22 protein-coding genes are annotated in these 25845 nt (G+C 66.9%); 6 read left to right on the forward strand and 16 right to left on the reverse strand.

The genetic code is table 11. The features are described from left to right. Positions 1-94 precede the first annotated feature (94 nt). Together ACIPXZ_RS03010 and ACIPXZ_RS03015 are read left to right on the forward strand one after the other, a co-directional pair. Complete coding sequence (locus tag ACIPXZ_RS03010) at positions 95-1357, forward strand: thiolase family protein (RefSeq protein WP_400590653.1); 1263 nt, start codon at positions 95-97, stop codon at positions 1355-1357. Then, positions 1354-3474: a 3-hydroxyacyl-CoA dehydrogenase NAD-binding domain-containing protein gene (locus tag ACIPXZ_RS03015; RefSeq protein ID WP_400590654.1), complete on the forward strand. Its 2121-nt coding sequence runs from the start codon at positions 1354-1356 to the stop codon at positions 3472-3474. The genes ACIPXZ_RS03010 and ACIPXZ_RS03015 overlap by 4 nt, the downstream gene beginning before the upstream one ends. Before the next feature lie 132 nt (positions 3475-3606). Here ACIPXZ_RS03015 and ACIPXZ_RS03020 read toward each other — a convergent pair whose 3' ends face one another. The 8 genes from ACIPXZ_RS03020 to ACIPXZ_RS03055 all read right to left on the reverse strand — a co-directional run bounded on the left by ACIPXZ_RS03020 (position 3607) and on the right by ACIPXZ_RS03055 (position 14660). Further along, positions 3607-4584: an aldo/keto reductase gene (locus ACIPXZ_RS03020; RefSeq protein ID WP_400590655.1), complete on the reverse strand. Its 978-nt coding sequence runs from the start codon at positions 4582-4584 to the stop codon at positions 3607-3609. Positions 4585-4644: 60 nt separating this feature from the next. After that, positions 4645-5205, reverse strand: coding sequence for a hypothetical protein (locus ACIPXZ_RS03025; RefSeq protein WP_400590656.1), 561 nt, complete (start codon positions 5203-5205; stop codon positions 4645-4647). Beyond that, a complete protein-coding gene (locus ACIPXZ_RS03030) occupies positions 5198-5818 on the reverse strand; it encodes a DUF402 domain-containing protein (RefSeq protein WP_400590657.1) in 621 nt (206 codons plus the stop codon). Before ACIPXZ_RS03030 ends, ACIPXZ_RS03025 begins: the two co-directional genes overlap by 8 nt. Then, on the reverse strand, positions 5815-7788 hold the full coding sequence (gene dxs / locus ACIPXZ_RS03035; RefSeq protein ID WP_400590658.1) for a 1-deoxy-D-xylulose-5-phosphate synthase: 1974 nt from the start codon (positions 7786-7788) through the stop codon (positions 5815-5817). Before dxs ends, ACIPXZ_RS03030 begins: the two co-directional genes overlap by 4 nt. Before the next feature lie 128 nt (positions 7789-7916). Next, a complete protein-coding gene (gene acnA, locus ACIPXZ_RS03040) occupies positions 7917-10742 on the reverse strand; it encodes an aconitate hydratase AcnA (RefSeq protein WP_400590659.1) in 2826 nt (941 codons plus the stop codon). Between the two features lie 111 nt (positions 10743-10853). After that, a complete protein-coding gene (locus ACIPXZ_RS03045) occupies positions 10854-11264 on the reverse strand; it encodes a VOC family protein (protein ID WP_400590660.1) in 411 nt (136 codons plus the stop codon). A gap of 88 nt (positions 11265-11352) precedes the next feature. Continuing rightward, entirely contained in the window at positions 11353-12687 is a 1335-nt protein-coding gene (locus ACIPXZ_RS03050) for a class I SAM-dependent RNA methyltransferase (RefSeq protein ID WP_400590661.1), read from the reverse strand. Beyond that, entirely contained in the window at positions 12684-14660 is a 1977-nt protein-coding gene (locus tag ACIPXZ_RS03055; protein ID WP_400590662.1) for an APC family permease, read from the reverse strand. Before ACIPXZ_RS03055 ends, ACIPXZ_RS03050 begins: the two co-directional genes overlap by 4 nt. Before the next feature lie 157 nt (positions 14661-14817). On the opposite strand from ACIPXZ_RS03055, the gene ACIPXZ_RS03060 reads away from it, so the two are divergent. Beyond that, positions 14818-15492, forward strand: a complete 675-nt coding sequence (locus tag ACIPXZ_RS03060; protein ID WP_400590663.1) for a potassium channel family protein — start codon at positions 14818-14820, stop codon at positions 15490-15492. Beyond that, the gene (locus tag ACIPXZ_RS03065) at positions 15489-16211 is read left to right on the forward strand and encodes a potassium channel family protein (protein ID WP_400590664.1); all 723 of its coding nucleotides are present in this window, start codon (positions 15489-15491) and stop codon (positions 16209-16211) included. The genes ACIPXZ_RS03060 and ACIPXZ_RS03065 overlap by 4 nt, the downstream gene beginning before the upstream one ends. Positions 16212-16280: 69 nt before the next feature. Here the strand turns inward: ACIPXZ_RS03065 and ACIPXZ_RS03070 are convergent, their stop codons facing one another. Genes ACIPXZ_RS03070 through dut form a run of 4 tightly spaced genes read right to left on the reverse strand, consistent with a single transcriptional unit; the run spans position 16281 to position 18594 of the window. Further along, entirely contained in the window at positions 16281-17003 is a 723-nt protein-coding gene (locus ACIPXZ_RS03070) for a DUF3159 domain-containing protein (protein ID WP_400590665.1), read from the reverse strand. A gap of 28 nt (positions 17004-17031) precedes the next feature. Further along, a complete protein-coding gene (locus ACIPXZ_RS03075; protein ID WP_400590666.1) occupies positions 17032-17358 on the reverse strand; it encodes a hypothetical protein in 327 nt (108 codons plus the stop codon). 3 nt (positions 17359-17361) lie between these two features. Beyond that, positions 17362-18066, reverse strand: coding sequence for a DUF3710 domain-containing protein (locus ACIPXZ_RS03080; RefSeq protein WP_400590667.1), 705 nt, complete (start codon positions 18064-18066; stop codon positions 17362-17364). A gap of 54 nt (positions 18067-18120) precedes the next feature. Next, entirely contained in the window at positions 18121-18594 is a 474-nt protein-coding gene (gene dut / locus ACIPXZ_RS03085) for a dUTP diphosphatase (protein WP_400590668.1), read from the reverse strand. Positions 18595-18701: 107 nt separating this feature from the next. Between dut and ACIPXZ_RS03090 the strand changes: the two genes are divergently transcribed. Further along, the gene (locus ACIPXZ_RS03090; RefSeq protein ID WP_400590669.1) at positions 18702-19184 is read left to right on the forward strand and encodes a DUF3093 domain-containing protein; all 483 of its coding nucleotides are present in this window, start codon (positions 18702-18704) and stop codon (positions 19182-19184) included. Positions 19185-19200: 16 nt separating this feature from the next. Here the strand turns inward: ACIPXZ_RS03090 and ACIPXZ_RS03095 are convergent, their stop codons facing one another. Continuing rightward, positions 19201-19503 carry a DUF4193 domain-containing protein gene (locus tag ACIPXZ_RS03095; protein WP_400590670.1) on the reverse strand — a complete coding sequence of 101 codons (303 nt, stop codon included), beginning with the start codon at positions 19501-19503 and terminating at the stop codon, positions 19201-19203. Between the two features lie 246 nt (positions 19504-19749). Here ACIPXZ_RS03095 and sepH point away from each other — a divergent pair, with 246 nt between their 5' ends. Next, positions 19750-21075, forward strand: a complete 1326-nt coding sequence (sepH, locus tag ACIPXZ_RS03100; protein ID WP_400590671.1) for a septation protein SepH — start codon at positions 19750-19752, stop codon at positions 21073-21075. Positions 21076-21081: 6 nt separating this feature from the next. On the opposite strand, the gene ACIPXZ_RS03105 is transcribed toward sepH, so the two are convergent. From ACIPXZ_RS03105 to ACIPXZ_RS03115, 3 genes are all read right to left on the reverse strand, one after another. Then, positions 21082-22278: an alkaline phosphatase family protein gene (locus tag ACIPXZ_RS03105; protein WP_400590672.1), complete on the reverse strand. Its 1197-nt coding sequence runs from the start codon at positions 22276-22278 to the stop codon at positions 21082-21084. Continuing rightward, positions 22275-23009, reverse strand: coding sequence for a DUF5998 family protein (locus tag ACIPXZ_RS03110; protein WP_400590673.1), 735 nt, complete (start codon positions 23007-23009; stop codon positions 22275-22277). Before ACIPXZ_RS03110 ends, ACIPXZ_RS03105 begins: the two co-directional genes overlap by 4 nt. 69 nt (positions 23010-23078) lie before the next feature. Next, a complete protein-coding gene (locus ACIPXZ_RS03115) occupies positions 23079-25784 on the reverse strand; it encodes a GNAT family N-acetyltransferase (protein ID WP_400590674.1) in 2706 nt (901 codons plus the stop codon). Positions 25785-25845: the final 61 nt, after the last annotated feature.

Raw genomic sequence — 25845 nt, forward strand, 5'->3', positions numbered from 1 at the left:
TACTCGCTAGTAACATGTGGTTTGACGCCCCCGGCACCCTGCCGGGCATCCGGCGTCTGCGCCCTCGCGGCGCGGAACTCAACGAGGAGCAAGCGTGAGCCACATCCGCAAAGGCCTTGCCGGCCGTGAGGTCGTCTTCGTCGACGGCGTCCGGACCCCTTTCGGCAAGGCGGGAGACAAGGGCATCTATGCCGACACCCGCGCCGACGACCTGATGGTCAAGTGCATCCGTGAACTGATGCGCCGCCACCCCGAGTTGCCGGCCGAACGTGTGGACGAGGTCGCTGTCGCAGCGACCACGCAGAGCGGTGACCAGGGGCTGACGATCGGGCGCACGGCCGCCTTGCTGGCCGGGCTGCCGCAGTCGGTGCCCGGCTTCGCCATCGACCGCATGTGCGCAGGTGCCATGACCGCCGTCACCACCACGGCCAGTGGCATCGCCTCCGGCGCCTACGATGTCGTGATCGCCGGCGGCGTCGAACACATGGGGCATCATCCGATGGGTTCGGGTTCTGATCCCAACCCGCGGTTCCTCTCCGAGCGCATCGTCGACCCGGCCGCCCTGAACATGGGCAACACGGCCGAGAACCTTCACGACCGTTTCCCGGCCATCACGAAGGAGCGCACCGACGCCTACGCGGTCGCTTCCCAGCGCAAGGTCGCCGAGGCCTATGAAGCAGGCGACATCCAGGCCGCACTGGTTCCCGTGGCCAGCAAGAAGGCCGGTCAGGGCTGGACCCTCAACACCGTCGACGAGCCTCCCCGGCCCGGTACCACGATGGAGGATCTGGCAAGCCTACGCACCCCGTTCCGCGCGCACGGCCACGTCACCGCCGGCAATGCCGCTGGGCTGAACGACGGCGCGACGGCGGCTCTGCTGGCCGACGCCGAAACGGCCGCTGAGCTGGGCCTGCCGGTCCGCATGCGCATGGTCTCCTTCGCCTTCGCCGGCCTCGCTCCTGAAGTGATGGGTTACGGACCGGTCCCCGCCACCCTCAAGGCCCTGGAAAAGGCCGGGCTCGGCATCGAGGACATCGGGCTCTTCGAGGTCAACGAGGCGTTCGCCGTGCAGGTGCTCAGCTTCCTGGACTACTTCGGCATCGCCGACGACGATCCCCGGGTCAACCGCTACGGCGGTGCTATCGCTCTCGGGCACCCGCTGGCCTCCTCCGGAGTGCGCCTCATGACGCAGCTCGCCCGGCAGTTCGAGCAGGACCCCTCCGTCCGCTATGGCCTGACCACCATGTGCATCGGTCTCGGCATGGGCGGCACGGTCATCTGGGAGAATCCCCACCACCCCGATTTCGGCACCGACGTCTCGGCCGAGGCCGGCGCAACGGCAGGAGAGGCAGCATGAGCCTGAACGACTACACCTCCCTCGCGGAACTCTTCCCCACGGAGACCGTGACCCACTCCTACGTCACCGACGTTCAGATCCCGGGCGCTGGCACCCTCGCCCTGCTGACTCTGGACAACGACCTGGACCACCGCAAGCCGACCACCCTCGGCCCCAACACTCTCCTGGAACTGGGGCGTACGCTCCAGGACCTTGCCGAACGTGCGCGCCGAGGAGAGATCCAGGCAGTGGGTATCACTGGCAAACCGTACTTCCTGGTGGCGGGTGCCGACCTCACGGCCGTCTCGGCTCTCAAGGAACCCGAGCACGGCCTGTCCATGGCCCAGCTGGGTCATGAGGTCTACGGCATTCTCCGCGAGCTGCCGGTTCCGAGCTTCGCGTTCATCAATGGTCTCGCCCTGGGCGGCGGCCTGGAGATCGCCCTGCAATCGGACTACCGGACGGTCAGTTCCGCCGCGGGCGCTCTCGGCCTCCCCGAGGCCTTCCTCGGCCTCGTGCCCGGATGGGGCGGCGTCTACCTCCTCCCCCGCCTGATCGGCCCGGAGAACGCCGTCAAGGTCATGATCGAGAACCCCCTCAACAACAACCGCACCCTGAAGCCGCAGGAGGCCGCCAAGCTCGGTGTCGCGGACGCGTTCTTCGAGTCGGCGGACTTCCTGGAACAGTCGCTCAACTGGGCCGGCCAGGTGCTCCGTGGCGAAGTGACCCCGGAACGCAGCGGATCGGTGGACGCCGGCGATCCCGGCGTCGCCGAGCGCTGGCAGGCGGCCGTCGATGCCGGACGGGCTTTCGTCGGGAAGAAGACCTCGCATGCCTCGCCGGCGCCGGACAAGGTGCTGGATCTGCTCGAAGCCAACCGGACTCAGAGCCAGGAGGAGTCTGCTCAGGCCGAATGTGAGGCCTTGGGCGGCCTCATGCAGACCGGCGAGTTCCGCTCCACGGTCTATGCCTTCCTGGACTTGGTCCAGAAACGTGGCAAGCGGCCCGCCGGGGCGCCGGACGCCAAGCTGGCCCGCCCCGTGAGCAAGGTGGGCGTGGTGGGTGCCGGCCTCATGGCGGGACAGCTCGCCTTGCTCTTCGCCAAGCAGCTGAAGGTGCCTGTCGTCATGACGGACATCGATCAGGAGCGGGTGGACCGCGGCGTAGGGTACATCCACGGGGAAGTCGACAAGCTTCAGGCCAAGGGCCGGATGTCCGCGGACGCGGCCAACCGCACCAAGTCGCTCATCACAGGTGCCGTCGACAAGGCGGCCTTCGCCGACGCCGACTTCGTCATCGAGGCGGTTTTCGAGGAGCTTTCGGTCAAGAAGCAGGTCTTCGCCGAGGTGGAGGCCATCGTGTCTCCTGAGTGCATCCTGGCGACCAACACCTCCAGCCTCTCGGTGACGGAGATGGCCCGGGATCTGAAGAACCCGGAACGCTTGGTGGGCTTCCACTTCTTCAACCCGGTCGCCGTGATGCCACTGCTGGAGATCGTACGGGCGCCCAAGACCTCGGACGAGACCCTGGCCACCGCTTTCGCCCTGGCGAAGAACCTGAGGAAGACGGCCGTGCTGGTCAAGGATGCCGCGGCGTTCGTCGTCAACCGCATCCTGCTGCGCCTCATGGGCGAGGTCACGGCGGCCTTCGATGAAGGAACGCCGGCGGACATCGCCGACGGTGCGTTGCGGCCCATGGGTCTTCCGATGAGCCCGTTCACCCTCGGGGCCATGGTCGGTCTTCCGGTGGCCCAGCACGTGCAGGAGTCACTGCACGCCGCCTTCGGCGACCGCTTCACGGTCTCGGCGAACCTCCAGGCCCTCATCGACAACGGCATCAAGGGCCTCTGGGCTCCGACGCCCGACGGCGGCCAGGAGATTCCGGCGTCGACGCTGGCATTGCTGAGCTTCGGTGACTCCCCCTCGACCTCCGAGGAGGTGCTGCGCCGGACTCAGGACGCTCTGGCCGAAGAGATCGGTCTCATGCTCGAGGAAGGTGTCGTCGCGGCCCCTGAGGACATCGACCTGTGCATGATCCTCGGCGCCGGCTGGCCGATGTTCCTCGGCGGGATCACCCCGTACCTGGACCGGGTGGGCGCTTCGGAACGCGTCAATGGAAAGCTCTTCCACACGGTCTGAGCACTCATGACGACGGCGGGGACGGCACCACACGGTGTCGTCCCCGCCGTCGTTCCATCGGCTGCTCCGTGGATGTCGTTCTCAGCCCTCAAAACGACATTTACGGAGCAGTCGATGCGGGCCCACCCCCGTTTAGAAGAGTGCGACCTTCGGCACCGTCGGGAAGATCTCGTCCAAGGCTGCGAGGTCTTCGGTGCTGAGCCGGGCCGTCACGGCCTCGGCGTTCTGTCGGATCTGCTCCGGGCGCGTCGCACCGGCGATCACACTGCTCACCGGCTCCTGGGCCAGCAGCCAGGAGAACGCGACCTCGACCTCGCTCAGGCCTCGCTCCCGGGCGAACGCTGAATACTGCCCCATCTGCTCCCAGTCGGCGTCGCTGACCATGTGCTGGCGGGTGTGGCTCAGGCGCGAGCCCTCGGGCACACGGTCCGGCGCGTACTTGCCGGTGAGGAATCCGTTGGCCAGCGGGAAGTACGGCAGCACACCGAGCCCATAGGCGCGGGCAGCCGGCAGGACCTCAAGTTCGGCCCGGCGGTCCAGCAGGTTGTAGTGGTTCTGGCTGGAGATGAAACGCTCCGTGCCGAGTGCGCGTGCGGTGAACTCCGCTTCAGCGATCTGCCAGCCGGTGCGGTTGGAGTGTCCGATGTACCTGATCTTTCCCGCCGTGACCAGATCGTCCAAGGCACGCAGGGTTTCATCGATGGGGGTCAGATCGTCCGGGGTGTGGAACTGGTAGAGATCGATCCACTCGGTCCCGAGACGCCTCAGGGAAGCCTCCACGGCCCGCACGATGTAGCCCCTTGACCCGCGTGCACCGAAGTCCGCACCATTGGCCCCGCCCATGTCCATGCCGAACTTCGTGGCGAGCACGACCTCATCACGGCGCCCCTTCAACGCCTTGCCCAGCATCTCCTCGCTGAGGCCAGGAGTGGCGCCGTAGATGTCCGCGACATCGAAAAGCGTCACCCCCGCATCGATCGCAGCATGGATGACCTCATCCGTGCCCTCCTGCGTGGCGGTGGGGGTGTTCGGCCGGCCCAGATTGTTGCAGCCCAGACCGATAGTGGAGACGACGAGTCCTGATGTGCCCAAACGGCGGTATTCAGTCATGTTCCCAGCGTATCCCGCTCAGCTGCGGCGCCTCAGGCCGTCGGAAGAGGACGGAACGGTTCAGAGGCTGAACGAGGTGCCCTGCCCCGCGGGATGACGGCGCTTGAGCGCCTCGGGCTCCGGATACGGTGCGACGGCGATGCTCAGCTTGGTCGGATCCAGCTTCTCCTCCCGGGTCACGCTGACCACCGCCTTCACCGCTTTGGACGGCTCGGGACTGATGAGGAAGATGTTCAGCTTGCCATCCGCGATGGCGCTGCGATCCACGACCCCGAGCCCACGCCAGGCGAAGTGGGTGGTCAGTGCCGAGACGGCGCTGCGCTCCAGATGACGATCGCGGTCGGTTCCGTCCTTGCTCTTGAGCGCGAACTGCACCACCACCCAGTGCTGCTCGGCCACGGGAATATCCGCGTAGCCATCCTCCACACACTGTGCCTCGAAGGCACCCATGAGCGCTTCAGCGGCCTCCGCCGATTCGACGGCCTGGACCTGATCTTTGCTCAGGTGGCCCACCACGCCGTGATTGACCACGACGACGCCTTCTTCCGCTTCGTACCAGGCCTCACGGAAGCTCAGGGCCCCGTCGTCGTCGCGGCGGTAGGCGCGCAGCAATTCAGTCATCGTTTCCTCCATGTTCAGGAATCCAGTCATCGTTCCAGACGCCGCTTCGGGTCGCCTCAAGTCCTCGGTTCAGCCAACGCTCCCCCGTCCCGTGGAACGGGGCGACACCCTCGCGTACGGACGTCAGCACGTCCCGGCACGCCTTCTCCGTGGCCTCCACGAGCCACTCAGGATACTGAAGGGCTTCGCGACGTTCCTCGAATTCGTCCTCATCGTCGACGTAGCTCAGACCGTCCGCCATGAGCAGGACGTCCAGATCCATGTCGATCATGTGGAACTCGGTCACCTCGGGCCGGATCCGCCGGAATTCGTGCCGCACCGCCATGTCCACGTAGAGACGCACATCACCCGGATGGGACTCGTCGTAGAACGTCGCCACCCAATCGCCCGTCCGAGGCACCAGGAGCACATTGTGGCTGCGGGTATAGAAAGCCGCGCCGGGGCGGGAGCAGAACTCCCCCGCAGCCTGATAAACCCACCAGCCGAACTCGTCCTCACCGAGATAGCGCCCGGGCACCACCCAATGGGCATAGCCGTCCCACTTCCGGTTGCGGGCCACGACCAGTTCGCCGGGACGCAGATCAAGCGGCTCGCGTGGGAGCTCGGCGCTCACAGCGCCGGGATGCTTCCCGTGGACGGCGCCTGCTGCCCCGGCAAGGGGCGCGCGAACGGCACCTTCGTCCCGAGAACCTGTGCGACGACGTCGTGCGTCACCTGCTGAGCGGTGAGGCCGACGCGCTCCAGCACTTGCGCGCGTGTGCCGTGCGCCAGGAATTCGACGGGAAGACCGACCTCGTTCAGTGCGGTGTCGACGCCCGCCGCGCGCATCTCCTGGCGGATCCGCGAGCCGACGCCGCCGGCGCGCACACCGTCCTCGACGCAGACGACCAGCCGGTGACGGGCTGCGAGGGCGACGATCGAGCGGGGAACCGGGAGAACCCAGCGGGGGTCGACCACCGTCGAGGTGATGCCGTGTGCCGAGAGGCGCTCTGAGACGTCGAGGGAGAGTTCGCTCATCGCACCGACGGAGACGATGAGGACATCGTTCTCCACCTGCCCATCGGGCCGTTGCGCCAGGATGTCGACGCCGTCCTTCAGACGGCGCACCGCCTCCACTTCAGGACCCACCGCCCCCTTGGAGAAGCGCACCACGCTCGGCGCGTCTTCGATGGCGACCGCTTCGCGAAGTTCCTCACGCAACCGGCTCGCGTCCCGCGGTGCCGCGAGATGGAGACCGGGAACGCTCTGAACCATCGCCATGTCCCACATCCCGTGGTGGCTCGGCCCGTCGGGGCCTGTCACCCCGGCCCGGTCCAGGACGATCGTGACGCCCGCCTTGTGCAGGGCGACGTCCATGAGCAGCTGGTCGAAGGCTCGGTTCAGGAAGGTCGCATAGACCGCGACCACCGGGTGCAGGCCGCCGAAGGCGAGGCCTGCCGCCATGGTGACCGCATGCTGCTCGGCGATCCCGACGTCGATCACCCGTTCGGGGTGGCGCGCCTTCATCTCGCTCAGGCCGACGGGGATCAGCATCGCTCCCGTGATGGTCACGATGTCCTCGCGCTCGTCCGCGATGTCGGCGATCTCCTCACCGAACACGCTGGTCCAGGGGCGGGCACCGCCATCACCGGTCGGGAGTCCCGTCTCCGGGTCGATCACACCGACGGCGTGGAACTGGTCCGCTTCATCGGCGCGCGCCGGGGCGTACCCGTGGCCCTTCTCGGTGAGGACGTGCACCAGGACAGGCCCTCCGAAGTTGCGGGCAAGCTTGAGCGCCTCTTCGACCGCTGCCTCGTCGTGCCCGTCGACCGGGCCGATGTACTTCAGCCCCAGGTCCTCGAACATGCCCTGAGGAACCCACCAGTCCTTGATGCCCTTCTTGGCGGCGTGCAGGCTCTTGTAGGTGAACTGACCCACCGGGCCGCCGCTCTGCAGGCGGGACTTCCACCAGTCCATCGCACCCTCGTAGCCGGGCTTGGCACGCAGAGCGTCGATGGTGGGACGCAAGGAGGCGAGATAGTCCGCGAAGCCACCGACCGTCGGCGCATAGGAGCGTCCGTTGTCATTGACGACGACGACGGCCTTCCGTTCCTTGTCCGAGGCGATGTTGTTCAGGGCCTCCCAGGCCATGCCACCTGTCAGGGCGCCGTCACCGATCACGGCGACGGTGTACCGCTCGCTGTCCCCGGTCAGTTTGCGGGCGCGGGAGATGCCGTCCGCCCAGGAGAGCGAGGAGGATGCGTGCGAGCTCTCCACGATGTCATGATCGGATTCGCCACGATCCGGGTAACCCGAGAGGCCACCTTCCTGACGCAGCGTCGAGAAGTCCTGGCGGCCCGTGAGCAGCTTGTGCACATAGGACTGGTGCCCGGTGTCGAAGATGATCGAGTCCTTCGGGGAGTCGAAGACCCGGTGCAGGGCGATGGTGAGTTCCACGACGCCGAGATTCGGCCCGAGGTGTCCCCCGGTCTGCGAGACATTGGCGATCAGGAACGCACGGATCTCCTCGGCCAGGGACTCCAGTCCCGCCTGGTCCAGTCCCTGCAGTTCACGCGGTTCCCGGATGTCCTCCAAGATGCCCAAAAGGCCCTCCTTCTCCCTGCGGTGGCGCCCTCCCACTTTACCGCTTCCGCGGAGCACGCGACGCCGGACACGAAGAAGGTCCCGCCACCGGATCGGCGGCGGGACCTTTCCCTGAATAATCAGCTCAGCTACGCGCTGATCTGCCTCAGCACGTACTGCAGAATTCCACCATTCCGGTAGTAGTCAGCCTCACCGGGGGTGTCGATGCGCAGCACGGCGTCGAACGACTTGCTGCTGCCGTCCTCTTTGGTGGCCGTGACCTTCAGGGTCTTCGGCGTGACACCCTCGTTGAGCTGGGTGACGCCGGCGATCGAGAAGGTCTCGGTGCCATCCAGGCCCAGGGTGGAGGCGTTCTCCCCCGCCGGGAACTGGAGCGGCAGAACGCCCATGCCGATCAGGTTCGAGCGGTGGATGCGCTCGAAGCTCTCGGTGATGACAGCCTTCACACCCAGCAGCGCAGTGCCCTTGGCAGCCCAGTCACGGCTGGAGCCGGAACCGTATTCCTTGCCACCGAGGACCACGAGCGGAGTTCCTGCAGCACGGTAGTTCTGTGCCGCGTCGTAGACGTAGGCCTGGGGGCCGTCCGCCTGCGTGAAGTCGCGGGTGAAGCCGCCTTCCACGCCGGCGCCGTCGTTGAAGTCGGCGAGCAGCTGGTTCTTGATGCGGATGTTCGCGAAGGTTCCGCGGATCATCACCTCGTGGTTGCCACGACGGGAACCGTAGGAGTTGAAGTCCTTGCGCTCCACGCCGTTCTCCAGCAGGTAGCGACCGGCCGGGGTGTCCGACTTGAAGGAGCCTGCCGGGGAGATGTGGTCCGTGGTCACGGAATCCCCCAGCTTGAGGAGGACGCGGGCACCGTCGATGTCGGAGACGGGCTCCGGCTGGGCCTTCATGCCCTCGAAGTACGGGGGCTTCCGGACGTAGGTGGAGTCCTCCGCCCAGGCGAAGGTGTCACCGGCCGGGGTGTCGAGTGCCTTCCAGCGCTCGTCGCCGTCGAAGACGCCCTCGTAGCCCTTGGCGAACATGCCCTCGTCGATCGAGGAGTCGATGACCTGCTGGACCTCGACCGGGTTCGGCCAGATGTCCTTGAGGAACACGTCGTTGCCGTTTTCATCCTGACCCAGGGCGTCGACGTCGAAGTCGAAGTCCATCGAGCCGGCCAGAGCGTATGCGATGACCAGCGGCGGCGACGCCAGGTAGTTCATCTTGACGTCCGGGTTGATGCGGCCTTCGAAGTTGCGGTTGCCGGAGAGCACGGCGGTGACCGAGAGATCGTTGGCCTGGATGGCCTCGGAGATCTCGGTCTCCAGCGGACCGGAGTTGCCGATGCAGGTCGCGCAGCCGTAGCCCACGATGTAGAAGCCGAGCTTCTCCAGGTAGGGGGTCAGGCCGGACTTCTCATAGTAGTCCGTGACGACCTTGGAGCCGGGAGCCACGGAGGTCTTCACCCACGGCTTGGCGGTCAGGCCCTTGTCGACGGCGTTGCGGGCCAGCAGAGCCGCAGCCAGCATCACCGACGGGTTGGAGGTGTTCGTGCAGGAGGTGATGGACGCGATGGAGACCGCGCCATGGTCCAGCTCGAACTCACGGCCGTCTTCCATGGTGACCCGGACCGGCTTGGACGGACGCCCGTGGGCGCCGTTGGCGGCGGAGGCCACCCGCTGGATCTCGCTCGGGTGAGCGTCGGCGTGGGTGAAGGACGGAGCGTCCGATGCCGGGAAGGACTCCGCGAGAGACTCGTCCACGCTGCCATCGGTGATTCCGACGTAGTTGTGGATGTCCTTGCGGAACTGCTCCTTGGCATCCGTCAGCTCGATGCGGTCCTGCGGGCGCTTCGGGCCCGAGATGGACGGGACGACCGTGGAGAGGTCCAGTTCCAGGTATTCGGAGAAGCGCAGTTCGCGGGAAGGATCGTGCCAGAGGCCCTGCTCCTTGGTGTATGCCTCGACCAGGGCGACGTTCTCTTCGCTGCGGCCGGTCAGGCGCAGGTAGTCGAGGGTGACGTCGTCGATCGGGAACATGGCGGCCGTCGAGCCGAACTCGGGGCTCATATTGCCGATGGTGGCGCGGTTGGCCAGCGGCACAGCCGCGACGCCCTCACCGTAGAACTCGACGAACTTGCCGACCACGCCGTGCTTGCGGAGCATCTCGGTGATCGTCAGCACGACGTCGGTGGCGGTGGCCCCGGCGGGAATGGAACCGGAGAGCTTGAAGCCGACGACGCGCGGGATCAGCATGGAGACGGGCTGGCCCAGCATGGCCGCCTCGGCCTCGATGCCGCCGACGCCCCAGCCCAGCACGCCAAGGCCGTTGACCATGGTGGTGTGCGAGTCGGTGCCGACACAGGTGTCCGGGTAGGCGCGGAGCACGCCGCCCACCTCGCGGGTCATGATGGTGCGGGCCAGGTACTCGATGTTGACCTGGTGCACGATGCCGGTTCCCGGCGGAACGACCTTGAAGTCGTCGAACGCGGTCTGGCCCCAACGCAGGAACTGGTAACGCTCGCCATTGCGCTGGTATTCGATCTCCATGTTGCGCTCGAGCGCACCGGAGTTACCGAAGACGTCGATCTGCACGGAGTGGTCGATGACCATCTCGGCGGGAGCCAGGGGGTTGACGCGCTTCGGGTCACCGCCCAGTTCCTTGACGGCCTCACGCATGGTGGCGAGGTCGACGACACAGGGCACGCCCGTGAAGTCCTGCATGATCACACGCGCGGGCGTGAACTGGATTTCGGTGTCGGGTTCCGCCGACGGGTCCCAAGCTGCCAGCGCACGGACGTGATCCGCCGTGATATTGGCGCCATCCTCGGTCCGAAGCAGGTTTTCCAGAAGGACTTTGAGGCTGTAGGGAAGGCTTTCTGCGCCCTCCACGGAGTTCAGCCGGAAGATTTCGTATTCGTCGCCGGCGACATTAAGTACGCCCTTGGCTCCAAAGCTGTCCACAGTGCTCATATAGCAGGACTCCTCTCGCAACACTTTCATCTTTGTCGCGTCACAGAACGCATGCTAGTTAGGTCAGCCTAACCGGCGGTCCCGCTCGCGGCGGCCCAGGCCGACGAACGGTCAGCCTGCGGCGATGTCCACCATCCAGCCGATCCCGAAGCGATCGACGAGCATGCCGAAGGTGTCGCCCCACATCTGCTTCTCCAGAGGGAGTATCACCTGGGCGCCCTCGGAGAGCCCGTCCCAGTAGCCGCGCAACTCAGTCTCATCGTCACCGGAGAGACTGACGCTGAAGCCGCAGTTTCCCCGGTGTTCCATTCCCGCGGGAGTGTCCGCAGCCATCAGAGTGAAGCCGGCCTGCGTCGTCAGCTGACCGTGCATGATCTTCTCCGCATCCGTGTCCGGCGTCGATCCGGGGAACTCCCCGAAAGTGCTCAGACGCAGCTCGCCACCGAGAACCCCCCGGTAGAACTCCAGAGCCTCACGGGCATTGTCGACGAAGTTGATGTAGGGGTTCAGCGTGGAAGCCATCGTGGCGCCTCTCGAATCGTGGTGATGGACGCCACAGGCGCCCCCACGGTCAAGCTACACCCGCTGCCCGAGGGTGGCAATGAACCTCTCAGCGGCCCGGAGTCATCAGAGCGACGGTCTCGAGATGATGCGTATTGGGGTACAGGTCGAACGCGCGGAGACCGGACAGTTCCCACCCCGCTGCAGCGAAGAGTCCGACGTCGCGGGCGAAGGACGCGGGGTCGCAGGAGACGTAGGCGATGGCCCGAGGGCCGGACGCCACCAGCTGCTGCACCACGGCCTTGCCGGCCCCGGCCCGGGGCGGATCGATGATCACCGCATCCAGGGTCCTCGGGTGCCGGCGCAGTACGCGTTCGACTTTGCCCTGCACGATCTCCACCCAGGGATTCCCGTGGAAGTTCTTCCGGGCGTCCCGGCTGGTCCCCGGTGATCCCTCGACCGAGAGAACCGAGCCCTGCTCGCCCACAGCGGCCGCGAGCGGCGCCGTGAAGAGACCGGCTCCCGCGTAGAGGTCGGCGACAGCCGCCCCTTCAGGCAGGAACCCTCCATCGCCCAGGAAGCCGAGCGCCGCGTCCATGAGCGTCTGAGGAGCCTTACGGTGGATCTGCCAGAACCCCTCACCGGTCACCCGGTACTCGAAGCCGTTGGCGCTCTCCTTCACCCAGGAGCGACCCCGCCAGCGCAGGAGCTGCTGGCTGCCCGGATCCATCACGGCGGCGGACACGCCCTCGGGAATCTGAGCGACCGCACGCTTGAGCGCCCGGCCCTGTTCCTTCTCCTGCAGCCCTTCAACCGGCCACAGGATCAGGAGGGGTTGTGTGCCATTGGCCGGAGCCGCCACTTCGACCCGCGCGATGCCCTGCCACTGCAGATCCCAGAGGGCCAGTTCCTGAATAGGCGGGCTCGCAAGCGGCATGGAACGGATCGGGAGAATCTCCTCGGAACGGTGAGCGTGCATGCCCAGCCGGCCGTCGGGGGTGACGGCGAAGGCCATCCGGGTGCGCCACTGCAGGCCGCGGTCGGCGTCGTCGTCAACGGCCTCCACGGTGGTCTCCAGCTGCACGCCTGCGAGGCGTTGCAACTGCTCTGCGAGAACCTGCGCCTTCAGACGCCGCTGAGCGGGCAGGGAGACGTGGCCGAACTCCGCCCCACCCACGGGAGCCCGACCGGCACGTGCCGCGTCGAGTGCGCATGCGTCGCTCCACGGATGCTCCTGCCGGTCCGGGCCGGCCTCCAGCACCTCGACCACGTCTCCACGCCAGAAACGGGCCTGTGGGGCGGCATCGCTCAACCGGACCCGCACGGTCTCCCCCGGCAGCCCATGCCGGACGAAGACGACCCGATCGTCGTGACGGGCCACCGTGTGCCCGCCGTGGGCGATGGGGCCGAGGGTGAGTGTGAGAAGGGAGGACGATTCGTTCACCGGAGTTCCTGCAATTGCTGAGCTTCCTTCGAGGATTTGAGCTGCCACGGCACACTGGCCACCATGACTCCCGGTTCGAAGTGGAGACGCGTCTTGATGCGGAGCGCCGTCTGGTTGTGCACCAGTTGCTCCCACCACTTGCCCACCACGTACTCGGGGATGTAAACGACGATGAGGTCCCGTGGGGAATCACGCCGCATGTTCTTCACGTAGTCCAGGATCGGGGTGACCGTCTCGCGATACGGGCTCGCCAGGACGGTGAGCGGCACCGGGATGTCCAGCTTCTCCCAGTCCTCCACCGTATGCGCGGTCTCCTCCGGGTTGATGTCCACGATGATCGCGTCGAGCTTCCACGGACGGGAGGCCCTCGCATACGCCAGGGCCCTCAGCACCGGCTTGCGGACGTGCGAGACCAGGAGCACCGCGTGGACCCGGGACGGCAGCGCGCGCGGTGCGGAGTCCTCATCCACGGCGAGTTCCTTGGCCACATTGTCGTAGTGTGCCCGGATGCTCCACATGATGAGGAACAGGGCGAGCATGGCCAGCAATGCGATCCAGGCACCCTGCTCGAACTTGGTGATGAGGACGATCGTCAGAACCAGCGCGGTCATCCCGAAACCGAGCATGTTGATGGTCCTGGACTTGATGATGCGCATCTTCGCGCCCTTGTCCCGGACTTTCTTCAACTCGCGGCCCCAGTGCCGCACCATGCCGATCTGGCTCGCGGTGAAGGAGATGAACACGCCCACGATGTAGAGCTGAATGAGCTTCGTGACGTCGGCGTTGAAGGCGAGGATGAGCACGAGCGCCCCGGCAGCCAGGGCGAGGACACCGTTGCTGAACGCCAGACGGTCGCCACGGGTGCGGAGCTGACGGGGCAGATAACCGTCCTGGGCCAGGATCGAGCCGAGGACCGGGAAGCCGTTGAAGGCCGTGTTGGAGGCGAACACCAGGATGATGCCGGTGGCTGCCACCACGATGTAGAACGGGATGGACCCGGCGCCGAAGACCGCCTGCGCGATCTGGCTGATGGCCGGATTCTGGATGTAGCCCTCCGGCAGGGGCTTTCCGTCCTTGAGGAACTCCGTCGCAGGATTCTGCACGATGTGCACCTTGGTGGCGTTGGCCAGGAACAGGATGCCGGCGAGCATGCTGGTGGCGATGACGCCGAGCATGAGGAGCGTGGTGGCCGCGTTCTTGCTCTTGGGCTTCTTGAAGTTGGGCACGCCATTGCTGATGGCTTCCACACCGGTCAGCGCCGCGGCGCCCGAGGAGAACGCCCGCAGCAGCAGGAACGCGCCAGCCAGTCCCACGAGGCCCTGGTCGAAATGCGACTCCGGGACGATCTCGAAGGAAGCCGACTCCGCCTGTGCAAGGTGGCCGGTCGCCGCCTGGAACGCCCCGACCACGGTCATGCCGATGATGGAGAACATGAACACGTACGTCGGGAGGGCGAAGACGCTGCCGGCCTCCTTGATGCCGCGGAGGTTCACCAGGGCCAGCAGGACCACGCCGACCGTGGCCACGAGCGCCTGCTGGCCGTGCAGTCCGGGCACCGCGGTGGCCAGATAGTTAGCCGCCGAGGACATCGAGACCGCCACTGTCAGCACGTAGTCCACCAGGAGCGCCGAGGCCACGGTCAGGCCCGCGAACTTCCCCAGGTTCACGTTCGCGATCTCATAGTCACCGCCGCCGGAGGGGTAGGCGTGCACATTCTGCCGGTAGGACGCCACCACGGTGAGGAGGACGACGGCGACGGCGAGGCCCACCCACGGGGAAAGGGCGACGGCGGAGACGCCCGCCAGGGCGAGGGTCAGGAGGATCTCATCCGGGGCATACGCCACCGAGGAGAGGGCGTCCGAGGCGAAGATCGGCAGCGCGATGCGCTTCGGAAGCAGGGTGTGGCTCAGCCGGTCGTTACGGAACGGCCGGCCCACGATCACCCGCTTGACCGCATTCAGAAGTGACAGCACCAGACCACGGTAGTCTGCCCGACCACCCCGTGTCATGGCGGACGTGCACTCCGTGACAGCCTGTGATGCTCTGCCTGGGCCGTGCACCGGCTACATTGGTGTTCTGATTCTCCTGGGATTCCTCCCAGGCCATCCGGAATATACGAAGGAATGGTTCGTGGCGCACTTTGTCATCATGGGCTGCGGGCGTGTGGGAGCGACTCTCGCCCACACCCTGGAGGATTCCGGCCACAGCGTGGCCATCATCGATCAGGACGAGCGGGCATTCCGCCGTCTGCGGAGCGGCTTCCAGGGCCGGAAGGTCACCGGGGTGGGCTTCGACCGGGACACCCTCAAGCACGCCGGAGTCGAGGAGGCCTACGCGTTCGCCGCAGTCTCCAGCGGAGACAACTCCAACATCCTCGCGACCCGCGTGGCCCGCGAGACCTTCCACGTCCCCCACGTCGTCGCCCGCATCTATGACCCCGGCCGCGCAGAGATCTACCAGCGTCTGGGCATCCCCACCGTCGCAGCGGTGCGCTGGAGTGCCGACCAGGTGCTTCGTCGCATCCTGCCGGAGCAGGCCATCACCGGCGACTTCCGCGAACCCTCGGGCCGCCTCGTCCTGACCGAGCTTCCGGTGGACGGCTCCTGGGAGGGGCAGCCTCTCGCCCGGCTTGAGGAGACCGCCGGGATCCGAGTGGCCTATCTGAGCCGCTTCGGCGAAGGAACCATGGTGACGGCGGATTCCCGCTACCAGGAAGGTGACACCTTGCATGCCATCGTCCCCGTCGAGCGCCTCGACGCCGTGACCCGCATCCTGTCCAAGGAACCCGCGAAGGAAGCAGAGTGAAAGTCGTGATCGTCGGCGCGGGAAGCGTCGGAAGCTCTATTGCGCGTGAACTGCTGGGCCACCGGCACGACGTGCTCCTGATCGATCTCAAACCGGAAGTGATCGGCCGCAGCGGGCTGCGTGGCGCTCACTGGCTGATCGGCGACGCCTGCGAATTGAGCATCCTGAAGGAAGCCAGACTGGAAGACGCCGACGTCGTCGTCTCGGCCTCGGGCGACGACAAAGTGAATCTGGTCGTCTCGCTTCTCGCGAAGACCGAGTTCGGCGTCAGCCGTACGGTGGGGCGCGTCAACAACCCCAAGAACGGCTGGATGTTCGATGACTCCTGGGGCGTGGACGTTGCAGTGAACACCCCGCAGCTCATGACCGCGCTCGTGGAGGAGGCGGTGGAAATCGGCGACGTCGTGCGGCTTCTGACCTTGCAGGCCGGCGTCTCCTCGCTCGTCGAGTTCACCGTGCCGTACGACGCAAGCTTCATCGGCTCCACCGTGGGAGACATCGACTGGCCGCACGAGGCCACTCTGGTCGCCATCCTGCGTGACCAGGCGCCGATCACTCCGAGTCGCGACGACGTGATCGAGGGTGGCGACGAGCTCTTCTTCGTCACCACCCTCGCCGCCGAGGACGAACTGCGTCAGCTGCTCTCCGCCTCGCACGACCCGGAAGCCTCCCCCGAAAGCACTGCCACCACGCAGTTCGACGACGGCTTCGACGGCTGAGAACTGAGCGCACGACGGCGGCGGGCGGTTTGAGAGCCGCCCGCCGCCGTCGTTCTTTTCAGAGGTATGTCACTCCGGCTTCTGTGGTCCGTCCTCAGCAGGCGCCGGTCGGCTCAGCAGCCAGGCGAGCCACAGGCCCAGAACGTAGAGCGGCGTGCCCATCACGAGCCGTGTCGCCCCTAGGGCCGGAAGTGCCGGATCACCGAGGAAATACAGCGGAAGCTGCACGGCCAGCCGCAGGGCGAAAATAGCGATGATGGTCCAGGTTGCCAGCGTGTAGCGGCGGTAGGCTGCCGGGTCCTGACGCCAGCCGACACCCTCATTGCGGAGGAAACCGAAAAGCAGGCCGGCCAGCGGCCAGCGCACCGCCAGGGACACCAGTAGCGCCAGGAGATAGGCCCCGTTGGTGAAGAAGCCGGGGACATAGTAGTTCGAAGCGCTTCCGGTGCTCTGGGCGAACCAGGCCGAGATCGCGACACCGACCACACCGGCCAGTGCCATGGTCAGCTTCTGCTTCTGAATCAGCCGGACCACCGCGAACACCGCGCTCGAAGCCAGGGAGACGCCGAGCGCCAGGGGCAGCGACTGCGCCGCGGTGTAGACCAGGAGAAAGAGAAGACCGGGCAGGATGCTCTCGGCGATGCCCTGCCATCCGCCGGCGGTCTTGAGCAGGTTGACGCGCCCGTCCTCGTGACGATGGATTCCGGCGGCTTCAGAGACGCTCCGGGCCAGCTCCGAGGCGTCAGGCCGCGCCGTGTCGGGGCGCTGGGCCCCTTGTTCTTCGTTGCTCATACGGGTGGGTACCTCGTCGTCCTGGCCGTCAGGCCTGCGGGGCGGAGATGATCTCGTACGCCGGGTTGATGATGGTGGCGAGGCCACCGCGAGTGGTCAGCATTCCCGAGACCCGAAGCGTCGAGCCCGGTTCGATGCCGCCGACCTTGCGGCGCCCGAGCCAGAGGAGCCTGATGTCCCGAGCGCTCTGGCCGCTCTCGGGAACCGGGATGGCGGCTCCCTTGATCTCCGAAAGACGTGCCGTGAACCGAGGGGCCGAGGAGAGCGGCTCACGCGTGATCGAGGAGATCCGCCCCGTCCATTCGCCCCGCGTCTTGGCGACCGGGCCGTGACCGGGGATGTTGGGCTCCGCCACGGCTCAGCCGATCTCGGTGATTTCCGGACCGCGTTCAGGGGCCTGCAGGCCGGACGGCTCCTCGGCGGCCTCGTCCTCCTGGGGCGCCTTCGGCATGGTCAAAGGCAACAGTTCGCGCGGCGGCATGGGGCTGTCACCACGGACCACCACCAGGCTCCGGAACAGTTCCTCCAGTTCCGAGGCGGCGTCACGCTGGATCGCCGCAGGACCGCTGAACACGCCGCGCAGGAACCATCGGGGACCGTCCACCCCGACGAATCGTGCCACCCGGTAGCCCGGCGAGCCGTCCGGCGTCTCCGCCGGAACGCTGGCGATCAGTTCGGCGCCGAGGGTTCCCTCGAGTTCCTCGGTCTGGCCGCCCTGACTCCGGACGGACTCAGCGATCTGCTCGCGGATCTCCGGCCAGAGTCCCTCTGAGCGAGGGGCGGCGAACGCCTGGACCTGAACGGAGGACTCCCCCAGATCCATGGTGACCGCGATGACGCGCTGGGAGGACTCTTCAACCTCAAGACGAAGTTCCAGCCCCTGACGTGGGGCGATCAGCACGGCACCCAGATCGAGATAGCTCTCCCGCTCCTCGACTTCGCTGGCGTCGAACGGGCCGCTCTCGGCACGGCCTTCCGTGTCCTGTACCTCGATCTCCTCAGCGGAGGGGGTCAGGACCTCGTCGGATTCACGCTGGGTCTTGCGGGACCTTCCGAAAAGCATGCGGATTCTCCTTGTGCGACGCAGGGGCGCCGGTACTGGTTCGTTGCGTTCTGTTCAGACGGACGTGACGGTGAAACCGCCGGTGGACCCGAAACCTCCGGCACCCCGCGCGGACTCCGGAAGCTCCTGGACGGGGATGAACCGTGCGTGCTCGACGCGCTGGATCACCATCTGTGCAATTCTATCGCCGCGACGCAGCTCGATCGCACGTTCACGGTCCAGGTTGATCAGTGTCACCGCGATCTCTCCGCGGTAGCCGGCGTCGACGGTCCCGGGTGCGTTGACGATGCTCAGACCTTGCTTGGTGGCCAGGCCGGAGCGCGGGTGAATCAAGGCGACGTAGCCGAAGGGCAGCGCGATCGAGACTCCCGTCGGGACCAGGCGTCGCTCACCGGGTTCGAGCCGGACGTCCTCGCGAGCCCGGAGGTCGGCGCCGGCGTCACCGGGCTGGGCATAGGACGGGGGCTCGAGGCCGTCGTCGAGCATGCGGAGTTCGACGTCAAGAGTGTGGGGATGCGCTTCAGTCACGCGCCTAAGCCTATCCCCACGGTGCCGCAGAGCCGGCACGTCCTGCCGGCCGGCTGCAAGGCGGCGGCGAAGGTGAAAAGCAGAGTGAAAGGTGTCAAGCTATTACCATGCCCAGCACGAATGCCGGCTCTGCCGTGCCCTCCGGAACCTCCCAGATCGAACCCCTCTTCACGGAGCGCCTGTTGCCGGGCATCGGGGCCTGGATCATCGTCATCATCCTCTCCATGGCAGGCATTCTCGTGCTGGCCCCGATCGGATGGGGCTACGGCATCGCGGCAGCCGTGGTGCTGTTCCTCGGCCAGGCGACGGCGCTGTACCTGAGCACTCCCCTGGTGGAGGTGACCCCGACGCACTTCCGCGCGGGCAAGGCCACCATCGAGCGCCGTTATCTGAGCCATGCCGAAGCGTTCAGCGGTGACGAGGCCTTCCAGGAACGAGGTCCCCGGCTGAACGGCCTCGCCTTCCTCTGCCTCCGCGGCTGGGTGGATCCGGTGGTCCGGGTCGACCTCAATGACCCTGAGGACGAGACCCCGTACTGGCTGGTCTCCACCCGCCGCCCGCAGCAGCTCCTGAAGGCGCTGGCCTCCTAGGCCAGGCCCCGCATCTTCAGCCTTCGCAGTCGATGCAATAGGCCAGGCCGTCCTTCTCCCGGGCGATCTGGGAACGGTGCCGGACCAGGAAGCAGGACGCACAGGTGAATTCGTCGGATTGCTCCGGCAGGACCGTCACCTGAAGTTCTTCATGGGAGAGGTCCGCTCCCGGCAGTTCGAACGAGTCGGCCAGCTCGGCTTCGTCCTCGTCCACCACTGCGGACTTGCCGTCCGCGCGGTGAGTGGCCTGCAACGCGTCCAAGGACTCGTTGGCGCGGTCCTCCTCGGTCTTGCGGGGCGCGTCGTAATCGGTGGCCATGTGGTGTCATTCCCCCTCAGTGAGAAATCGGTGACCGCTGTCGGCGGCCAGGAACTACAGCGACAACGTCGCGAGAGCCGATTTTGTGCCCGGCTCCGGCACACGGGCCCGATTCTCACTCAGAATCACGCCAAATGCCAGTCAACGCGGGAGAATTTCGCGGCGCGCCCTTCGAGCTGACCGCGTTCACGGGCCGGAGGTGGCAGAGTTTCGGGTGACGGCTCAGTACACAGTGGAGGTTTCAGGATGCAGGAACTGCGACTGCTCGGAGTTCATAACGGCGGTGAGCGTCTTCTGCTCAGCGATCCCAGCGGAGAGCAGTACGTCCTTCCCCTTGACGAGGCCCTTCGGCGCGCTGTCGCGCGAGCCGCGGCCCGCCCTTCGGCCCGTGAGTCAGGGACCCCGGCCCTGAGCCCCCGTGACATCCAGGCACGCATCCGGGCCGGTGCGACGGCGGCCGAGGTCGCCGAGGAGTCCGGACTGCCGCTGAGCAGCGTCGAACGCTATGAAGGGCCGGTGCTCGCCGAGCGCGAACACATCGCGTCGCAGGCACGCAAGGTGGAGGTTCCCGGCCACCTCGACGACGGCGAAGGCTACCGCAGCGCCTTCGGTCAGGACCGCGCCTCCTTGGGCGAGATGGTGGAGCACCGGCTCAAGCAGCTGGGCGTCTCACTGAGCCGGCTGGAATGGGACTCCCGTAAGACCGGCCACGGCCTCTGGGAGGTCATGGCCTACTTCGAACTTCCGGAAGGCTTCGACGGACGCCTGGGTGAGGAGTCTCCCGCACGTTGGACTTTCTCCCCCGTCACGCGCTCGCTGCAGAACGCGAACCGCTGGGCACAGCACCTCAGCGAGCTCGAACCGCTGGAGCTGCACACCGACAGCCCGTGGGGCGGCCGCCGCCTCACCGCGGTACGGGACAGCCCCTATGACGTCGAGGCTGAAGAGCCGCAGGACCCGGACGCTCCCGTGAGCGACGCCGAAGGCCTCGTCGATCTGCTCAACGCCCGCCGTGGGCAACGGCTCGGTGTCGACGAGGACGGCGACGACGCCCTCGCGCTCCTTCTCACGCAGGGCATTCCGGCCGCGCACCCGCGTCCCGGAGAAGGCGAGGACGAAGTCCCCGCCCCACCGCGCCTCACGGTCGCGTTCCCTGAAACGGACGAGGACGAGGACGCCCTCGCGCTCGACGACGGAATCAGCCCGAACACCCGGCAGATCAGAATCGTCCCCTCGGCGCCGGAAGCCGAAGAGGAGACCTCGCAGGACGGGCCGAGCCTGGCGGACGAGATCTTTGCGGGGAAACGGGAGAAGGACTCACCTGAGCAGCACGAGTCGGCTCAGGCGAAGGCACGCGCCCTGATGCGGGGGGACAGCTTCCACCGGAGTCCCCAGGACGTCGAGCGTGCCCGAGCCGAAGAAGAGAAGCCTGCCGCGGACCAGCGGGAGCAGGCGCCCAGGGACAAGGACCCGGATGCCGAGCACGAGGCCAAGCAGGAACGCCCCGCAGCGAAACGCCGCAGCGTTCCCAGCTGGGACGAGATCGTCTTCGGCACGAAGGGCGATAACTGAGCCGACTCAGCGGCGTCGTCCGCCTGAGTTCTTGCGGCTGCCGGCCTTCGGGCCGGTGGCGCTGAAACTGAGCAACGGAACCTCCCGCTCGGCGCGTGTCAGCGAGCCATGCTGGCCGACCATCTCCAGAGCTTCGGGCCTCACCCGGCGCAGGTCGAAGAACGCCACTTCCTCGCGGGCAAGCACCAGGACATCCCCGATCCTGGGGAGCACCTCCGGGCTCACCTCGCCGAAGTAGCCTCCGCTGATCGCCTCGTGCCGGGACAGCAGCCAGATCTTGTCCCCGAAACGCGAGCTCCACGCATCCATCACCCGTGCCGGATCATGATCCCGTTCCACGTGCAAGTGGAGCATTCGCGGCTCACCCGCTGTATGCCGGAGGCCGGCCACCAATTCCGGTTCCGCCGAAAAGTCGATCCTGCCGCTGCGCGGCACGTCCACCATCCCATGGTCGGCCGAGACCAGGACCAGGGTGTCCTGAGGAAGCCTGGTCGAGAGCTGGCGCAGCGTGAAATCGACCTCCTCCAGAGCGCTGAGGAACTCCTGCGAACCGATCCCATGGCGATGCCCGGCCTTGTCCACCTCATTCAGATAGAAGTAGACCAGACCCGGTTTCTGGAGGATCTCCACGGCAGCGCCGATGCGTCCGGCCAGACCGGCCGAACCGTGGAAGCTCGTACCCCGGAGAGCCGCCGCCGTCATCGATGAACTCTCGAAACGGGGCAGGCTCACAGTGTGTGAGGGGACGCTTCCCGAGATCCTCTCGAACACCGTCGGGTGTGGCTGCCACGCCACGGGATCCACCCCGCGGTCCCAGTTCCCGAGCTGGTTCACGACCTTGCCCTGCGAGGGGTCCAGGACGTCATAGCCCACCATGCCGTGCCGGCCCGGCGGCAGCCCGGTTCCGAGGCTGGCGAGCGAGCTCGCAGTGGTGCTGGGGAACGCCGAGTCCAGCCGGCGGGGCTGTCCGCCGCCGTCCGCCTGGAGCAGGGAACGCAGGAACGGGACATGGGCCGCGTGGCGTTTCAGGAGCTGAGACCCCATCCCGTCCACCAGAACCAGACAGACGCGGTTCGCCGACGGCAGTCCAAGAACGTTCGGAAGCCCGGGAGCGCCCGCCGCCGCCGCGGCGCTGGGCAAGAGCTCGGTGATACTCCGGCGGCCATAGGCGGGGGCCGGAGGGAGCGGTGTCGTGCCCGTCACTGACGGTGACTGCGCGCGTTGAAGCGGCCGGACAGCCCGGCAAGCCCTCTGGCGCGTGGCCTGGTGGGCGGCAGCTGCGGCGCGGCGGCATAGGGCTCCGCGGAACCGGGACGGTACTCCGGCGCCTCACCGACCCGGGAACCGGTGCTGGCCGAGCGCAGAGAGTGCGCGAACGACTTGGCCTGGGTGAGCGATTTGGGCCCGTCCGCCTCCGCACTGACACGGAGCACGATGTCCTCGGCACTGCTCGTGCCGTTGAGACCATGGTCCGCCTCGCACTGCGGGTCGCCGCATGTCGCAGGAAGCAGATCGAGCCGTCGACCACCGGACCACGCGATCGAGAGGGTCAGCTCGCGCGGCTGCTCACGGCCGCTGTACTCCTGCGGCTGGGCGTAGACGAAGCCGAGCACCACGCTACGGATCTGGTGCAGGGGCACGGTCTCGGTGGACACCTGCGCCATCACGTGCTCGCCGTTCTCGTCGAGCTGGTGATCGTCGACGTGCGCGACGACGAGGACGTCCTGTGTGATCACCAGAGCCGTCACATGGCGGCGCACTTCGGCGCGGTCGAAATGAGTCTCCAGATGGACCAGCTGATCGAGCGGAGTCCGGCCGTCCAGTGCGTCTTCGACGACGTCGAAGACCAGACGGGGGTAGAAGCCCGCCTTGTTCACGGCCGTCTTCAGCTCGCTGAGGGCACGGGTGTTCTGCGCACTGCTGGGCTGGCTCATGCCATCCATTTTCCCAGATCCGACGGACACATGCGAACGGCGGGTCGCAGGGACCTCCTTCGCGGCCGCTCAGCTCCGCAGGGCCCGCCTGGCACTGTCCGTTCTCTGGGCGGCGTTGGCGATGTGAACAGTGGCCGAAAGCACATTCAGTCCGCTCCGTCCGACCAGCACCGGTGTGAACTCCAGCAGTGCGATCTCCGGGTGGTTGTCCTTGAGTTCCGCGACGCGGAAGAGGAGGCCGGCCAGCGCCTCCGTGTCAACCGCAGGCAGCCCCTCATAGCCGTCGAGCTTCACCGCCGCCCGCGGCACTGCGACGAATGCCTTCGCCTCCCCCAGCGTCAGCGGCGGGACCCGGTATGCCCAGTCATCGAGCAGTTTCACAGCATCACCAGCGAGACCGTAGGCCACCACGGGGCCCAGCAACGGATCCTCGATGGCCCTCACGGTGCACGCCTGCCCCACCCCCGCCATCGACTGGACCTCAAGTTCCGTGGCACCGTAATCCGCGAGGACTTGCCTCATCTGCGCGATGTTGCGCTCCAGTGACTCCCGGTCCTGGATGTTCAGCCGGACGCCTCCGAGATCGAGCCGGTGCCGGAGAATCGGATCCTGGGTCTTCAGGGCCACGGGCCAACCGAGTTCGTCTGCCGCCGCCTGCGCTTCCGATGCGGTGCTGAAGGGCCGCGAGGGCAGAACCGTGATGCCATAGCACGCGAGCAGCTTCCCCATCCGCGCCGGTTCCAGCACATGCAGGCTCTCGTCGCGTACCGTTCCCAGCCAGCTCTCCAGCAGTGCCGAGGCTTCGGCCTTCGCACCGGCCGCAGGTTCCCCGGCGTCTTGCGCGACGGCGGCGAGCTCCGCGTCCCGCCATCGCACGTAGTGCGCCAGTGCGGCCAGAGCTGCGATCGCCTTGCCCGGGCTCTCGAACACCGGAAGGCCCTGCGCCCCGGGCTCGTCCGCGCGCAGCACCCCGTTCCCGGCTTCCGCAGGGTCCGGGTTCCCGGGAAACACGACGATGAGAGGTTTGCCGCTTTCCGCAGCAAGAGCCGTCAGCGACTTCTCAAGCGCCTGATGCATCACGCCCAGAGTGGGCAGCAGCGTCACCACGACACCGTCGACCGCCGGGTCCTCCAGAAGGCCGACGACGGCCTGCCGCAGTTCCCGCAACGCGAGCGACTGGCCACCGGACAGGACGAGATCACCCCGCAATGAGGTCACCTGGAGGCCCTGTTCCTCGGCGGAGTCCGCCACGATCCTGGCCAGGTTGAGTGAATTGGACAGAACTCCGAGACGGATCCCGGCGGGCAACGGCTGAGACGAGGCGATCTGGGCCACGTCGAGCAGGTCCTCCATGGTCTCGACACGGATCACCCCGGACTGGCGGAGCATTGCGTCGAGCGCGGCACCGGGCGCCTGGGTGGTGCGTACGGCGTGGCCCGCCGGAAGCCGGAGCCCGATGGTGGCGGGTTTCGCCACCACGACGGGCTTGCTGCGTGCCAGACGCCGGGCGATCCGGGAGAACTTCCTCGGATTGCCGAACGACTCCAGGAAAAGGCCTACGACACGAGTCCGGGGGTCGTCCTCCCAGTACTGCATGAGGTCATTGCCCGATACGTCCGCCCGGTTGCCGGAGGAGACGAAGCTCGACAGACCGACCCTGCGTCGCTGGGCCACCGCGTACAGCGAAATGCCGACGGCGGCCGATTGGCTGAAGAGGCCCAGGCCGCCCTCGCGCGGCAACGCCGGAGCCATGGACGCGTTGAGCGAGACAGCGGCTTCGGTATTGAGGACGCCGAGCGACGCCGGGCCGATCACCCTCATGCCCGCGGCCCTGGCGTGCCGCACGATGGTGTTCTGGCGCGCAAGTCCCCGCTCGCCGTCGTCGGCGAAACCGGCACTGACGATCAGCACACCCCGGACGCCCGCGGCACCGCACTCCGCGACGACGCCGGCCACCTCCTCATAGGGGACGGCGATCACCGCGAGGTCCACCGGCGCGGGGACTTCGGAGATGCTCCCGTAGCTGAGCCCTCCACCGACTTCCAGAGCCGCCGGATTGACCGCGTGGACGGTGCCCTTGAACCCGCCCTCGAGCAGATGGGTCATGAGCTCATGACCGATCTTGCCCCAATGCCGGCTCGCACCGATGACCGCCACGGACCGAGGGGCGAGGAGCTCTTGAACACTCCGGGCCTCCGCACGGTGCTCGCGCGACTCCATCACGGCCCGTGACTTCACGGTGGGGTCGATGTCGAAGACCACCAGCACCACACCGTCCTCGAACTGCCGCTTCACCTCGTATCCTGCATCGGCGAAGACGCCGAGCATCTTGCGGTTCTCCGGCAGGACCTCGGCACTGAAGCGACGGATCCCGTTCTCCAGCGCGGCCGCAGCCAGGTGCTCCAGGAGGATCGAACCGAGCCCGCGTCCCTGGTGCCGATCGGAGATGTTGAACGCCACCTCTGCTTCCAGGGGGTCGTCGAGCCGGTCGTAACGTGCGATCCCGACGATCTCCCCGCCGATCGTGATGACCAGCGCGACCCGGTCCCGGTGGTCCACCTCGGTGAAGCGTTTCAGTTCCCCACGGCTGAGCTTGGCCTTGTAGCTGAAGAAGCGGAGGTAGATCGAAGCCTGCGACTGCGCCTGATGGAACGCCTGCACCGCGTCCGCGTCTGAGGGTGCGATGGGCCTGATATGCCCGGTGCCGCCGTCCTTCAGGACGACATCGGCCTCCCAATAGTCCGGATATCCAGCATCTTCCGCCGCACGCGCCATAGTCTTAAGACTAGTCGGCGCGTCATCAGGGCGCGCATCACCCTCCACGAGGTCATCCGTA

The sequence above is a fragment of the Arthrobacter sp. NPDC090010 genome (assembly GCF_044748305.1).
Classification (GTDB): Bacteria; Actinomycetota; Actinomycetes; order Actinomycetales; family Micrococcaceae; genus Arthrobacter_E.